The sequence below is a fragment of the Azospira sp. MPR-LB4 genome (assembly GCF_058809525.1).
Genome location: NZ_CM179521.1, coordinates 1,759,821 through 1,774,190, shown reverse-complemented (window position 1 = coordinate 1,774,190; position 14,370 = coordinate 1,759,821). Strand labels below are relative to the sequence as shown.

The 14,370-nt window shown below is 56.7% G+C and carries 15 protein-coding genes; 6 read left to right on the top strand and 9 right to left on the bottom strand.

The features are described 5' to 3' along the window. Positions 1–199 precede the first annotated feature (199 nt). Entirely contained in the window at positions 200–454 is a 255-nt protein-coding gene (locus tag AC3QLZ_RS08255; RefSeq protein ID WP_492783620.1) for a DNA-binding protein, read from the bottom strand. Positions 455–513: 59 nt separating this feature from the next. On the opposite strand from AC3QLZ_RS08255, the gene AC3QLZ_RS08250 reads away from it, so the two are divergent. Further along, complete coding sequence (locus AC3QLZ_RS08250; RefSeq protein ID WP_492783619.1) at positions 514–987, top strand: helix-turn-helix domain-containing protein; 474 nt, start codon at positions 514–516, stop codon at positions 985–987. Positions 988–1,639: 652 nt separating this feature from the next. On the opposite strand, the gene AC3QLZ_RS08245 is transcribed toward AC3QLZ_RS08250, so the two are convergent. Further along, on the bottom strand, positions 1,640–2,143 hold the full coding sequence (locus tag AC3QLZ_RS08245; protein ID WP_492783618.1) for a hypothetical protein: 504 nt from the start codon (positions 2,141–2,143) through the stop codon (positions 1,640–1,642). 314 nt (positions 2,144–2,457) lie between these two features. Then, on the bottom strand, positions 2,458–3,090 hold the full coding sequence (locus tag AC3QLZ_RS08240; RefSeq protein ID WP_492783617.1) for a PEP-CTERM sorting domain-containing protein: 633 nt from the start codon (positions 3,088–3,090) through the stop codon (positions 2,458–2,460). Between the two features lie 326 nt (positions 3,091–3,416). On the opposite strand from AC3QLZ_RS08240, the gene AC3QLZ_RS08235 reads away from it, so the two are divergent. Beyond that, positions 3,417–3,680, top strand: a complete 264-nt coding sequence (locus AC3QLZ_RS08235) for a hypothetical protein (protein ID WP_492783616.1) — start codon at positions 3,417–3,419, stop codon at positions 3,678–3,680. On the opposite strand, the gene AC3QLZ_RS08230 is transcribed toward AC3QLZ_RS08235, so the two are convergent. Continuing rightward, on the bottom strand, positions 3,626–5,326 hold the full coding sequence (locus tag AC3QLZ_RS08230) for an IS1634 family transposase (protein WP_492783615.1): 1,701 nt from the start codon (positions 5,324–5,326) through the stop codon (positions 3,626–3,628). The two genes, AC3QLZ_RS08235 and AC3QLZ_RS08230, sit on opposite strands and share 55 nt — an antisense overlap. On the opposite strand from AC3QLZ_RS08230, the gene AC3QLZ_RS08225 reads away from it, so the two are divergent. The 4 genes from AC3QLZ_RS08225 (at position 5,321) to AC3QLZ_RS08210 (ending at position 9,201) form a co-directional block, all read left to right on the top strand. Next, positions 5,321–5,944 (top strand): tyrosine-type recombinase/integrase, encoded by a 624-nt coding sequence (locus AC3QLZ_RS08225; RefSeq protein WP_492783614.1) that lies wholly within the window; start codon positions 5,321–5,323, stop codon positions 5,942–5,944. The two genes, AC3QLZ_RS08230 and AC3QLZ_RS08225, sit on opposite strands and share 6 nt — an antisense overlap. A 79-nt stretch (positions 5,945–6,023) precedes the next feature. Then, positions 6,024–7,271 (top strand): site-specific integrase, encoded by a 1,248-nt coding sequence (locus AC3QLZ_RS08220; RefSeq protein ID WP_492783613.1) that lies wholly within the window; start codon positions 6,024–6,026, stop codon positions 7,269–7,271. After that, complete coding sequence (locus AC3QLZ_RS08215; protein ID WP_492783612.1) at positions 7,268–8,206, top strand: tyrosine-type recombinase/integrase; 939 nt, start codon at positions 7,268–7,270, stop codon at positions 8,204–8,206. The genes AC3QLZ_RS08220 and AC3QLZ_RS08215 overlap by 4 nt, the downstream gene beginning before the upstream one ends. Further along, positions 8,203–9,201, top strand: a complete 999-nt coding sequence (locus tag AC3QLZ_RS08210; RefSeq protein ID WP_492783611.1) for a site-specific integrase — start codon at positions 8,203–8,205, stop codon at positions 9,199–9,201. Before AC3QLZ_RS08215 ends, AC3QLZ_RS08210 begins: the two co-directional genes overlap by 4 nt. Positions 9,202–9,494: 293 nt before the next feature. Here the strand turns inward: AC3QLZ_RS08210 and AC3QLZ_RS08205 are convergent, their stop codons facing one another. The 5 genes from AC3QLZ_RS08205 to phnC are packed head-to-tail and all read right to left on the bottom strand — an operon-like array spanning position 9,495 to position 13,992. Beyond that, positions 9,495–10,379, bottom strand: a complete 885-nt coding sequence (locus tag AC3QLZ_RS08205) for a LysR family transcriptional regulator (protein WP_004629222.1) — start codon at positions 10,377–10,379, stop codon at positions 9,495–9,497. Next, positions 10,376–11,386, bottom strand: a complete 1,011-nt coding sequence (locus AC3QLZ_RS08200) for a phosphonate dehydrogenase (protein ID WP_024569576.1) — start codon at positions 11,384–11,386, stop codon at positions 10,376–10,378. The genes AC3QLZ_RS08205 and AC3QLZ_RS08200 overlap by 4 nt, the downstream gene beginning before the upstream one ends. Before the next feature lie 24 nt (positions 11,387–11,410). Further along, positions 11,411–12,220 (bottom strand): phosphonate ABC transporter, permease protein PhnE, encoded by an 810-nt coding sequence (gene phnE, locus AC3QLZ_RS08195; RefSeq protein ID WP_442919923.1) that lies wholly within the window; start codon positions 12,218–12,220, stop codon positions 11,411–11,413. Further along, a complete protein-coding gene (gene phnD / locus AC3QLZ_RS08190; RefSeq protein ID WP_004629229.1) occupies positions 12,221–13,081 on the bottom strand; it encodes a phosphate/phosphite/phosphonate ABC transporter substrate-binding protein in 861 nt (286 codons plus the stop codon). A gap of 2 nt (positions 13,082–13,083) precedes the next feature. After that, positions 13,084–13,992 (bottom strand): phosphonate ABC transporter ATP-binding protein, encoded by a 909-nt coding sequence (gene phnC / locus AC3QLZ_RS08185; RefSeq protein WP_370452114.1) that lies wholly within the window; start codon positions 13,990–13,992, stop codon positions 13,084–13,086. Positions 13,993–14,370 lie beyond the last annotated feature (378 nt).

The window sequence follows — 14,370 nt, the reverse complement described above, 5'->3', positions numbered from 1 at the left end:
AAACGTAGACGCACGGTGCCCGGGACGTTCGAAAAGGCGAACAAAGGCCTTGACTTCGCTGCTGAGCGTGGAGATACTCAAAGCGCCAACTAAGAAGTATCCCTGCGCAGGCAGGACGAAGCCGGATGAACCGAAAGGGAAGTCCGGTTTTCGTTTTTCTACATAGGCATTTCTCCCATATTCGTCGCCTTGACGGGGCTCACTGCGCCTTGGTGTTGAGTCGTGTCGTGAGTTGGTCCAGCGTCAGAGTTAGACCGTCCTTCAGCCCCAGCGCGACCGCGATGCGGTGACTCTGTCCGCGCAGACACTTTCGTTTTCCTTCGAGCACCTGATAGACGAGGCTCGCCGAGAAGCCGCGTGCCCGAGCCCACTCAGCAACGGGAATGCCACTCTCGTCGAAGGCGTCTCGCGCTCGCTTGGCAGATTCGCTATTTCTTGGTATATTAAAATCCATACATACACCCTTTTCGTGTTCGAAAACGATTGCACGCTTTCGAAATCTAGCACGCACGTATGGATTTGTGTGGATCTTTTTCAGCTCTTCCGGACATGGCGAAACAAGTGCAGATGGTTTCACCGGGGTTTGGCTTCCGCTTGCGAGAAGAGCGTGAGCGGGTTGGTATGAATCAGACGGAGCTCGCCGAGGTCGCAGGCATCAGACGGATGGCGCAGGGGCAGTACGAAAACGAGGTTCGCTCCCCGACGGTCAAGTATCTGTCGGCGATTGCCGGTGTCGGGATTGATGTTCATTACCTGCTTTTCGGTAGCCGGTGTGCGCCTGCGACGGGTGGGCAGCGCGGGCTTGAGAAGAAGGCGTTTGAGCTTGTCGAGGCCTACGTGCACCAACAGCCTGACGGTAAGCTCGGTGCCGAAGGGCGCTACGCCATCTTCGAACTGATACGTGCGCATCTCCGCCAGAGTGTTGAGGAAGGTCGCACCTCGTCGTCCACTCCGGCAGAGCTCATTGCGGGACTAGGTTCAATCTGAAGTCCATTGTCCGAGCGCTCGTACTGTTCGGCGTTCACAGCGCTTTCCGCTTGCCTTTTTGGGTAACACGGCATCTCCCGCTGAACGGACTATGCATGGTCGGCTGGAGCGCGTGCGGTGGGTTCGATGTCTTGGCTATTGCGCTTGAAAGAGCTTCTGCGGCGCGGCTTCCCTTGCGGTTATGTCCCTAGAGGTAATGGCATTGTCATTTAGTCCGTGGCGTAACGTTACTGGCCGAAATGGGACAGAAGTTCTCGTTTATCCGATGAGAAAGCTGACGTTCTGGACCTTCTTGGGCTAAACGGCAGGTAACCTGTTCATTGTTGCCCGAGCTCGGCCGGTTGCTCAAAGTCGGCTAAGGTCGAAGAAGAGTCCGTCGGATCAGCGGCTGGACCTCGGCCTCAGCTGCCGGTGGCTTGATGGCGCAGTCAGGCAGCAATGTGCTGCTCACCTAACGTTCGAGCGTCAGGCGACGGAGAACGGCGGCTTCTTCACCCTGCCAACTGGTGCTACCGACCCGTTGCTGCCGCTGAGCATTTAGGGAAAGCTGTAGTTCAGCGCCGCGCTCGGCGTCGATTGGTTTAAATGAAGCGAAGCACAATATCAATCGGCGCAATCGTGTGCTACCGAACCGAGTGTTGGGCTTTCTTCGTTAGCCTTTCCTGCGCTTGCGATGATGAGCAAACAGCATCGCAGCCAAACCAACAAATACCAGATGGGCCGGCTCAGGTACTGCCGCTGGAGCAGGACCGACAAGGCTACCTACTGCAAACGTCCAAGTATTGCTGTAGCCAAAGTTGATACTCTGGGCCAGGTCATCGTATGTAACTCCGGACCGGTTTGGGAAGAAGACCCAGCCAGTTGTGTAATCGGCGCCGGCACCGTCGTAAATGGAGGTCGCGAACATTGGGCCATACATTCCGGCTACGTTCAGGACTCCCAGCGAACTTCCTACTTTGTTCGCAAGAGCGCGTGCAAGTTCTTCGTCCGCGAACCATGCTTGACTTTCAATCGTCGGACGTAGGTTACTCAGCAGCCCTGAAACCGTCTCGATGTCATATAGATTGCCTTGAGCTTCGTAAATCACTCCTGCCATCGCGCCCGAAGCACTTGTAGCTAGCAGAACAGTGGCGCATGCCTTAGCTACAAAATTCATGTCAATATCCTATTTTGAATCAGCGATCTAACCGAAAAAATATTCCTGAGCTAAGGCTAACTCGTCCACTAAGCTTGTATCGCGCTATCTGGATCAGGTGCCAAGTAGCGGCTCCTGGCCGTACCGGGACCTTCGCTGTCGAACTCACAGGTCAGTTCGTCAGAGCCGCCTGCGACCGTCTCGAGTCGGCCCCAAGCTGTCCTTCGTCTTCATGAAGCGTCAGTCGGCTATCGCCTCATGAGAGTCATTGATAGTGCCAATAGTCCAATGGAAAACGGGGGCCGTAGCCCCCGTCCATACTTAAACAACGGGACTCAGGCGACCTTTCGCTTGCGGCGAATCAAACCTAGCCCGGCAAGGCCGAGACCAAGCAAGAACAGCGATGCAGGCTCGGGAATTTGTCCATCATTTTGCCGACTTAACGTTGACGTCGAATAGGTAACATTGTCAAACCCTTGGAACACGGTGAATTGTCCGTAGGTAATGAAGTTGCCCAAAGACGAACCGTCATCAGTCGCAATTCCAAAGAATGAACCATTGGGGCGAAGGCCATCAGTCAGGCCATTCAGGCTTACTTGGCCCTGAACTGCGTCGTAGGGATTGACGTAATCCAGACCAAATGCCGTGATTTCGAAGTTAAAGTTAAAAGTACCGCTCCCGTACGTCCACACCCAGTCGTTGGTGCCATTGACAAACGGATTGGTTACTCCATAGCCGCAACCGTTGCTGTTCGTACAAGCGTAATCGCTCATGGTCCAGCTATAGTCAGCGTTGCTTAGATCCAAGCCGGAACCTGCAGCACTTGTATCGAGCGTGTCCAGCGTATACGTTCCAACGTAGTTCTGAAAAGCTGCTCTGTCGTTGAAAACAACAACAGCCGCAGACGCGTTAAACGAAAGAATCGCCGCTATAGCGCATCCCAAAGTAGTACGAATGATCTTTTTCATTTTTTCACTATTGTGCGTGAGAGTAGCCTAGATGGGAGCCGGATTAGCAAAAATCTTGCCATTTAATAAAATCAAATAGTTACCATACGATAAGTGTCGAAGTGTAAAGTTTTCCGACATTGCTTGGGCGTCCAATTCGTAGCTCAAACTGCTAAGACGAAGGTCAAACTGCCATTCGGCGACCGCTTGAGGTTACCTGCTGACATTGGTTCCAAATAGTCGTAGTTCCGCTTCTGGCCGATAGTACGCTGTAGGCATCTTCCCCGATAGCCGCCGCACGCCACGGGCACAAGAATCAGACTCCGATCAACAGCAAGGAGTCTGTCATGGAAACCCGAGAACATCCGTATCGGGAAGCCTGGAACAAGGGGAAGCTGGTGGGCCAGAAGGCACCGCTCAAACCCAAGGACATCTGGGCCATCCGTATTCATCTGCAGAACGCGCACGAAGTGCGCGACCTCGCCATGTTCGCCGGAGTTCGACAGTTACGCTCGCAAGTCCTTGTTTTTTATATAGCGTACTTTCAAAAATGCCACTACAACAGCGCCAACTGCTCCGGCGCCGCTGGTTTTTCGATTCCTAATGCATGAAGCACCTCATGCTGTTCCGTGCTGAGCGTCGACACCCCTGTCACCGGCTCTCCGCCGTTCAGACGCACGCGGTGATGCTGAATGCGCTGCAGTTGCTCAAGCGCCCGCTCGGGCGTGTAGCCCACATCAGCCGCCTTAAGGCGGCTACGCATCACCCGATGCAGGATCAGCGCCATGAAGCAGATCGACGCGTGCGCGCGGATCCGCTCGGGCAGACGGTGATACACCGGGCCGATCTCGATCTCGGACTTGAGCACCTTGAAACCGCGCTCGATATCGGCGAGCGATTTGTAGCGCTGAATCACGTTCTGCGCGGAAAGCCCCTCGGCGTTGGTCACCAGCAGCAGCTTGCCGTCCATCATTTCGGCAAGACGCTTCGCCTTGTCGTCGATGTGGTAGCTGAACAGCTCCTCAGCCAGATCCACCTTGATGATGCGCGACAGGTGCGCTTCGCTGACCGCATGGTAGAAGCGCGCCTTGGCGCCGCTGTCCGAGAGCTTGCGACCCCGGTGCTTCACGCCTTCGTCCTGATCGGCAAGCTTGCCCGTCCATTGATCCGCTTGCCGGGTCAGCGCGTCGATACGCTCGTTGCGCTGCTGGGTCTTTTGGGCTGCGGTCATCGGATCGTGTGCGATCACCAGCCTCAGGTCATTCCAGGCCTGCTCCGAGATCACTTCCTGAGTGGCGGTGATGCATTGCTGTTCGTGGAAGGGGGCGAGCAGATCGATGAACTCGTTGTAACGCCGGCCTGGTACCGCGACGATGAACTCGAGCGGCTTGCCACTGGTCAGGCGCACGGCCTTCAGGGCTTCGAGATTGTCCAGGCTGAGCAGCCCCCTGTCGGCTACCAGCACCAGGCGCTGCACCGAAGGGAAGCGCTCAAGCACCTTGCTGAGCGTGGGCAGCAGGGTACGCGTCTCGGCCGTGTTGCCGTCGAACACCTCGTGGTAGATCGGCAGTCCTTCGGCGGTCTGAACCACGCCGAGCATGAACTGGCGGGCAATCAGCCCCTCCTTGGCCATGCCGTACTGGCGCACGTCGCCGACCTGTTCGCTGAGCCCTTCGCTACGGATCGTGGTGAGGTCGTAGAAGACCACCGAAAGATCCTGATCGATCAGCGGGCGCAGCAGCCCAGCGACCACGCCATCGACCTCATCCTGGTGATCCATCAGGGCATCGAGACTGCGCAGCAACTGCTGGTGGGTGACCGCCTTCGGCCCGAAATCGGGCAGCGCAACCGTCTGCACCCAGCGCAGCACGCCGAGCTTGGACTCGGGGTCGCACAGGCGGTTGAGCACCATCAGGCGGATCAACGCTTCCACGTCCGTGGTGCGGCGGGTGCGGCGGAACACCCGGCGCAGCCCGGAGAAGCCCAGCGACTTCCACAGCTCGGTCAGCGCCCACACATTGCCGAGCGCGCGCGCGGATTCGAACGACACCGTTGGCGCCGCCGGCTTGGCGCCCATCGGTTCCCGACCGGTGATCTTGAGCAAGCCATTGATGACCGCATCGAGCGACCCATCGACCTGCTCGGCACGGCCGAGCGTGGCGACGGTGCGCTTCTTTACCTGTCCGGCTTCGTCGCGATAGGACTCGACGAGCTGGACGTAGCGGCGGCCTCCGGAGGTGGTGAGCTTGACATGCATGCCGCCACTTTATCGACCTATAGAGTGCCGTCAAGTCTGGACAATACTGTTACAAACGTGCCACCACAGAGCTTTTTCGATCATGGCTTTGAAACCCGCGCCGGTGCTGGAGGCACTTTCCGAAAAGGGGTGAAAATCGGGGGGAAGTGTCGAACCCCGGTGTTCAACCTCGCGATCGACAGCAAGCTCCGAGGATGTGACCTCGTCAGTCTGCGGGTGCGCGATGTGACGCATGGAAGCCAGGTGCTCTCACGCGCCATGGTCGTGCAGCGGAAAACGCAGCGGCCTGTGCAGTTCGAACTGACAGAGCCGACGCGCACGGCTGTGGCTGCCTGGATCGCGAAGGCCGCCTTGAGGTCGGAAGATTTCCTCTTTCCGAGCCGCCTGCACGACTCTCCGCATGTCTCTACCCGGCAGTACGCTAGGATCGTCGAGCACTGGGTGGTGGCCGCTGGCTTGGATCCTTCCGCCTACGGTACGCACTCGATGCGGAGGACGAAGGCGACATTGATCTACAAGCGCACGAAGAACCTGCGAGCCGTTCAGCTCCTGCTCGGCCACTCCAAACTTGACTATCTCCCGTGCCGGACTATGTCCCGCACGTACTTTACGTCCTGATTTTTTTGCGACCAGGCGACGATTGCGCTGGACATAGTCATCCTCTTTGTTGGGCAATTCCGCCCGCAAGGAGATCATCTTGGAACATTCCTACGAGATAGCCGAAGCGCGGGTCCGCGCGATCGGCGGCACGTCTGCCGAGCACCTCGGCTCGTTCGTCAAATGGCTGGGCGGCCAGCAATACTCTGCTGGCTACGCCTGGATTGTGGCGAGACACGCATTGGCCTTTGGTCGATGGTGCAAGGAACGCGGCATAGACCTTGAAACACTGACTGACGCTGAAATCAAATGCTATCAGCGCAGTCGCGCCCGGCGTCGCTCCCGACGCCCTGAGACGCGCCGACAGGAGCGAAACGCGCTGACACTGCTGCTGCTCTATCTGCGTGAGCTGGGGATCTGCGCTGCCGCTGCTTTATGCCTTACGGATATTGACCGTGTCATCACCGATTTCGCGCATCACCTTCAACGCAATCAAGGGCTGGCGGTGGCCAGCGTTGACACCTACACCAGGTTGGCCCGGCAATTCCTGGACTGGCGCTTTGGACAAGCAGATGTCTGCCTGCAGAATCTTCGCCCGAGCGACTCTATCGCGTTCATTCGACAAGAGTCGAAGCGCATGGCACCGCCGGCGGTGAAGGGTGTTGCCAAGGGGTTGCGGTCTTTCCTACGCTTCTGCGAGTTACGCGGCGAGGTTTCCGCTGGGCTCGCCGCCAGTGTGCCGTCCGTCGCCACATGGACGACCACACCACCTATTCCCAAAGCGATTGCTGCCGAGCACGCACAGCGCGCCATCGACAGCTGCAACCGATTGACCGCGGTCGGACTCCGTGATCGGGCTGTACTGCTGCTTCTGGCACGACTAGGGTTGCGCGCCTGCGAGATCATCAGACTGACTCTGGACGACATCGACTGGGACCAGGCGCAACTGCGCATTCACGGCAAGGGTGGCCGGGAGGGCCTGCTGCCACTTCCCGCCGATGTTGGTACAGCCATTGCCGCCTATCTGCAGCACGGCCGACCAACCTGTGAAGACCGGCACCTGTTCCTTCGATCCATGGCACCGATCCGCGGTCTGCTGGATGGATCGGACGGCGTGGGTTCGATCGTTCGCTACGCACTTGAGCGGGCCAAAGTCGACGCACCGCATCGAGGCTCGCATCAATTCCGCCATGCCTTGGCCGCTCAAATGCTGCGCCACGGTGCATCGCTCACCGAGATCGGTCAGGTACTGCGCCACCGCAGTCCGCAAACCACCAGCATCTACGCCAAAGTCGACCTGGAGGCGCTGCGAACCGTGGCCATGGCCTGGCCCGGGAGCGCACGATGAACACCTTGCGCGAAGCCCTGCAGGAGTACATCGATCTGCGCCGGGGGTTGGGATACAAAATGTACGAAGAAGGGCTGCTGTTACCGCGGTTCGTCAGCTTCATGGAAGAGCATTGCGCCGACCACATCAGCACCCGGTTAGCGCTCGAGTGGGCACAATGTGCGCTGGTACAACCGGCTGAGTGGGCCCGACGGCTTTGCTTCGTGCGCGGCTTCGCCCGCCATCTCAGCGCCACCGACAGCCGCACGGAAATACCTCCGATCGGCCTGTTGCCACACCGAGCCAAGCGCGCCAGACCGTACCCATACACCGAGGATGAGATCAGGCAACTGCTGGATGCGGCGTTGGAGCTTCCTGTCGCCTGGCCGTCGACACCGCTGCGTCCGTGGGTGTTCCACGGCCTGATCGGTCTGCTCAGTGTGACGGGCATGCGCCTGTCCGAAGCGCTGAACCTCAAGCTTGCCGACGTAGACCTCAAGCAGGCGGTCCTGACGATTCGTGGCGCTAAGTTCGGCCAGTGGCGGTTGGTCCCGATTCATCCGTCGACTTGCGCGATCTTGGCCGATTACATCAAGCGACGCACGCGATTCTTTCCCCACCCGGTCTCCGCCTATCTGTTCGTTTCGCGTCGCGGCACTCGCCTCGACGGCGGTCATGTCCATCGAACCTTCTACACGCTGTCACGCAGCACAGGCCTGCGCGCAGTCGGTGCGAGCAAGGGGCCACGGCTACATGACTTCAGGCATCGCTTCGCCGTTCAGACGTTGATACGCTGGTACCAGACAGACAAGGACCCCGGGCGCGAGATGCCGCTGCTGTCGACCTACCTCGGGCACGTCTGCGTATCCGGCACCTACTGGTACCTGAGCGCCAACCCCGAGTTGATGGCCCAAGCGATGGGCCGTCTGGAACAACGTTGGGGAGAACCGTCATGACTGGGCAACCTAACTTTGCTGTTCTTCTGGAACGGTTCTTCACCCAGCGCCTGATACAGCAGCGCCAAGCCAGTGCGCACACGATTGCCTCATACCGCGACACCTTCAAGATGTTGCTGGAATTCGCGCACAAGCATCTACGCAAAACGCCTTCGGCACTCACGCTGGATGACATTGATGCGCCGTTAGTGATGGCCTTTCTTGACAAGATGGAGCGGGCACGTGGCATTTCCGCTCGTACGCGCAACCTGCGGTTGACGGCTGTTCACTCGTTCTTCCGTTTCACGGCCTTCGAGGTACCGACGCACTCGGCGCACATCCAGCGCGTTCTGGCGATTCCGGCCAAGCGGTTCACGCGCACGCTAGTGCCATTCCTCAGCCGACAGGAGGTCGACGCGCTGCTGGCTGCGCCGGATCAGCGCAGCTGGTCGGGTCGCCGTGATCACGCATTGCTGCTACTGGCTGTGCAGACTGGATTGAGGCTGTCGGAACTGACAAGCTTGCAGCATGAGGATCTGCACGTCGGGGTTGGTGCCCACGTTCGGGTGATCGGCAAGGGGCGTAAGGAACGTTGCACCCCACTGAGCAAAAATACGCGGGCTGTGCTGGCTGCGTGGGTACGAGAGCCTCCACTGATCGAGGGCCAGCCGTTATTCCCTAACGCACGCGGCGGCAGTCTGAGTTCTCACGGCGTGCACTACCTCCTCAACAAGCATGTCAAAACAGCCAGTGTGAAGTGCTCGTCACTGAAGAGCAAACGTGTGAGCCCACACGTGCTGCGTCACACGACTGCCATGGACTTGCTGCAAGAGGGCGTTGAGCAATCGACAATCGCGCTATGGCTCGGGCATGCATCGATCGAAACGACGCAGATCTATCTGGATGCCGATTTGGCGATGAAACAAGCTGCTCTCGACAAGACCGCACCACCAGAGGGCAAACCCGGCCGGTACCGGCCCGACGATCCACTACTCGCGTTCCTCAAGGGCTTGTAACGCAGCCAACTATGTCCCGCGAATTACATGTGCATGCCTGGTCACGAGGGTTTGCATGTGCTACGGGACATAGTCCGGCGCGGGAGATAGTCAAGTTTATGTCCCTCAGGACATAGACTTGAGTCGACAGTGCGGTACTTGGGCATCGAGGTCGATGATGCCTTGGAGATCTCTGAGCAGATCGAGATCTGAGCCCGGCGTGGCTGCCCGCCAAGCGCCTTTTGCCGGCGGGCGGCTGCTTACGGCGATGATGCTGCGGGGGTACTATCGGCCAGAAGCAGACATTCGTTTTGCTATTTATATTCTATTGAGCCTAAATCCGGAGAATGGAGAATCAAATCTGCAAGGCTTGCCACCGGACCGCTTAACGAAGTTTCTGAGCGATGTACGAGATAAAGATCTTTGTAAACATCTTCTTCAATCGGAATTGCATGTAACCATCCGCTTGCCTGTTCATGCTTGACCGCGCTTTCCATCACAAGCGAGATTCCTAGCCCTGCGTGGACCGCGTGTTTGACCGCCTCGGTGCTACCTAACTGCATACCCACTGTGAACTCTGCCGAGTCGGCACCGGCATATTGTTGTAGTAGGCGCCCAGTTCCGGTAGCCGCTTCGCCTCCAAGCAAGTTCTGGGATTTTAACCACTTAAGTGGAATGGTCGACTCGGCAGCCCAAGGATGGCCGGGGCGAACAATGACAACCATCCTCTCGCGCCGCCATACTGTTGAGACGAACCCAGGACGTGAGTCCCACCACTCCATTACCGCTACATCCACTTCAAGCGTTTCCAGCAAAGCGGCAATCTCGATATTTTTGCCGATCCTCACATCGATCTTGTTTGCTAATTTATCTTGGAGCGCCTTGATATAGGGTTGTAAAAGATAAATGCCGATATTGGAGCTTGCACCAACGACCAGGCTTTTATTGTGGAGGGCTGCCGTAGCCTTATGGCTAGTACGGAGCAATTGTTCCGCATAGGGGAAAAAAATCTTTCCCTCCAATGTCAGGCTTTGCGGCATTGTTGCGCGGTCAATCAGCCGGGCCTGCAAAGACTGCTCCAGCCGCTTGATATGCTGCGTTACTGTTGGCTGGGACAATCCAGTTTGCTTCGCCGCTTCGCGAAAGCCCCCGCATTTGACGACGGCAATGAACGTCGCCACACGCTCCAGATCTATCACGCCGCCTTTACTCCCGGATACGGCTGATTAATCGCGCCCATCGGTTCTTCACCAGCGAGTGCCTGGATGATGTTCATCGCTGCCTGCCGCTCGATTTCAAGCCGAACTTCCTTGACCGCCGATCCCAAATGCGGCGTAAAAAACGTTTGTGCCGTATTGTCGAGCAGCGCCTTGGGGATAGCCTGCGGGCGATCAGCGCGTATCCATTCTTCCATCTCGAAGACATCGGCTGCATATCCAGCTAGTTTTCCAGACGCCAGTGCTGCTATCACCGCATTCTCATCCACGACCGAGCCGCGACATGCATTGATCAGGTAGCTACCGGTTTTCATCTTGGCCAACGCGGTGGCATCGATCAGATGCAGTGTCTCTGCGGCCATCGGAACCATCGGCACGACATAATCACATTTTTCGAGCAGTTCATCGAGCGTGACGCGCTGTACGTGCCAAGCCTTTTCTTGTTCGGCATTGAGCGGAATCGGATCGCAATACAAGAGATTCATTTCAAAGCCAGCCAAGCGCTGGGCGATTGCACGGCCGACCGCCCCCATACCAATGATGCCAAGCGTTTTTCCTGTCAAACCAGAGCCATATAGTGTCGGCCGCCAGCCTTGGAAGTGTCCGCTACGGATTTGCCTATCGCCTTCCAGCATATGCCTTGTCAAACCGAGAAGAAGGCCGATAGTCAGTTCAGCGGTCGGGATCGTAAGCAAATCCGGCACAATCGTAAGCCATACACCGTGGCGTGTGCAGGCGTTGACATCGAAGTTATCATAGCCTTTAAGCGCGGCGCCGATGACACGCAGCTTTGGACATTCCTCGAGAAACGCGCTGTCGATGCTGTCCGGCATGAAAGCCATGAGTGCATCCGCATCTTTGGCTCGCGCAATTACCTCAGAACGCGGCAAGGTTTCCCGTGTGGTGTTGGGGATAACATCGGCGCTAGCGGACAACAATTCGATGATTTCCGGGTGCACCCAGTGGGTGAGGACGACTTTGGGCTTCATAAAAACCTTTGTAAGCTTTGGGAGTTATTTGAACTTGCGACGCAGGAAGGAGCTGAAGGCGTCGACGAGGGTAACCATGCCTAAAATAACCAGCAAAATAGCCGAGACATCCTGGTATTGCATGATGCGCAGAGAGCCCATCAGCTCGAACCCGATTCCACCGGCGCCGACCATGCCCATCACGGTCGAAGCACGGAAGTTGTATTCCCATCGATAGATCGCGGTATCGGCCATTTGCGGAAGCACTTGGGGAAAGATCCCATGAAAAATCACCTGCAATGGCGTGCAGCCCGCTGCATGCGCGGCTTCTACCGGTGCCGGATCGGCATGTTCGATCGATTCCGAAAAAAATTTGGCGATCATGCCAACCGAATGTAAGCCTAGGGCTAAAACACCCGGCAATGCGCCGAAGCCAACGGCTGCCACGAACAGGATGCCCATGATCAGTTCGGGTATCGATCGCAAAGCGTTTAACATGCCGCGTGTGGCTTGATACACGAGTGGATGAGGGCTAGTATTCCGCGCGGCGAGCACTCCTAAGGGAATGGATAGCAATACCGCGATTGCCGTGCCGGCGATACTCATGGCCAAGGTATCCAGTACCGGTTTGACCCAGGTGCCAGCCTGCGAGAAGTTCGGTGGGAACATCTCGCCGGCAATTTTTACCAGGCTTGGCATGCCATCCTTCAATCGCTCGGCATCAAATAGGCCGACGTAATACCAGCAACCGATCACAATCGCCAGCACAACGGCAAACTGCAGTATCGTGCGGTTCCATACGCGCTGGCGCTCGGCCAGAATCAAACCAAAATCAGCTTGCATGCTGTCGCTCACTTAGAACTTCGACAGATCGAGCTTGAGCAGTGTGCCAAGGCTGCGCACCACGTCATAGTCTTTGTCGCTGATCGGGCCGAAACCATCGGCTTTGAAAGGTTTCAGGACTTCCGGATCTTTGAGATTCAAGAAGGCTGCACGGATCTTTTCCTTCAGTTCCGGCTTCAGATTGCTGCGCATGGTCCACGGGTATTGCGGATATGGCTTCGATTCGGCAAGAACTTTTACTTTGTTGGGATCGACCAGTCCGCGCTGAACCAGGGATTCAAAAATCGGCTTACTCAAGCCGCCAGCCTGCGCGTGACCGTTTTGCACGGCCATGGCCACCGCGTCATGCGCACCGGCAAAGTGTTCGCGATAGTTTTCGCCGGCTTTCAAACCGTTTTCCGCCAATATCGACTTCGGAATCAAATGGCTGGAGGTGGATGCCTTATCACCGTAAGCGACATTCTTGTTGACGATATCACTGATTTTGGCGATGCCGGCGCCAGTATTGGCGATCAATACGGACTGGTAGGTAGTGCTACCCTTTTGCTTCATCGCTGCGAATGGCTCGATGTCGCTCTTTTGCTTAGCCAGCACATACGACAAGGGGCCAAAATATGCCATGTCGATACGGCCGTGACGCATGGCTTCGATCATTGACGAGTAATCAGTGGTAACCACCAGCTCAATTTTCTTTCCCAGCTCTTTTTCCAGATAGATTTCGAGCGGCTTGTTGTTTTTAATTACGGTCGATGCGTTTTCGTCCGGCAGTAGCGCAACTTTGAGCGTTTCTGGATCGGGATTGGATGATGCATGGCCAATGCTGCAGACGGCGGCAAGCAAGACAGACATTAATGCGGATGCGAGTTTTTTCATAATCAATCCTTTACGGTAGCAAGTTGCATGGGAAATGAAGTATCGATAAGCCGTTCCTCTCGAGCGTCTTGTGGAACGCTCAAAGAAGAACGGGGTACTTGTTCATACAGCGTGTCGTAACTGGCTTGATCCAAAGTCTGCGGTGCGGCATCAAAAATGACTCGGCCATGGGACAGGCCAATAATACGGTCGGCATAACGTTGAGCGAGGTCTACCTGATGCAGGCTGACGACCGCCGAAATCCCGTCCTCTTTACAAATGCGGTGCAGCAGACTTAGCACTCGCTCTGCAGTAGCAGGATCGAGGCTGGCTACCGGTTCATCAGCCAACACCAGTTTAGGTTGCTGAGCCAGAGCCCGGGCAATACCGATGCGTTGCTGCTGGCCGCCGCTCAATGCGTCGACACGGCTTAAGGCTTTGTGCAATAAGCCGACTCGGTCCAGACTTTGCAGGCATATGGATTGATCCTTCGCCGGGAGGGGGAATAGACTGCGTAATGCCGTGTGGTAGCCCATTCGGCCCATCGAAACGTTTTGCAAAGCCGTCAGTCGGCCAATCAATTGATGCTGTTGAAACACCATGCCAGTCTGTCGGCGATGCATGCGCAATGCACGCGAGTTCGCCAAATTTCCTAAGCCGGCGACAATGGTGGTGCCGCGCTGCGACGCATGCAGCGAATTAATACAGCGAAGTAGCGTGGATTTTCCAGCGCCGGAAGATCCGAGCAATACGGTGAACTGTCCCTGATGGAGTTTGAGAGTGGTGGGATACAGTGCAATCGCATCACCATAACTGACTGAGACATTCTGTAGTTCGATCATGACACCTCCGGCAGATTTGAATTCGTAATCAAAAATGATGACCTGATTACGAATCTGAATTGCAGCGATGGTAATGTCGTGATATGACACCCTGATGACTCGTTGATGTCATTTTTGTGACATGGTCGCGGGTGCCTGTGAGGGAAATAAGTTGTGCTATCTATGCCAAATATAGACGTCTGCTATGGGTCGGTACTTCCAGTTGGCAGGATGGAGAAGCCGCCGTTCGCCCTCGCCTGACGCTCGAACGGCAGGTGACCAGCACATTGCTGCCTGACTGCGCCATAAAGGCACCGGCAGCTGAGGCCGAGATACAGTCGCTGATCCGACGGGAGCTTCCTAGGCCATAACGGCTCTTGGCCTAAAGGGCTGAATCGGACAGCAATCTGTCGCTTATCTGCCGCCCAACCGTGAGAAGCCACGAAGTAGAGCATTTCGCTGGACAGGTGACGTTGCCATCTGTAGCGA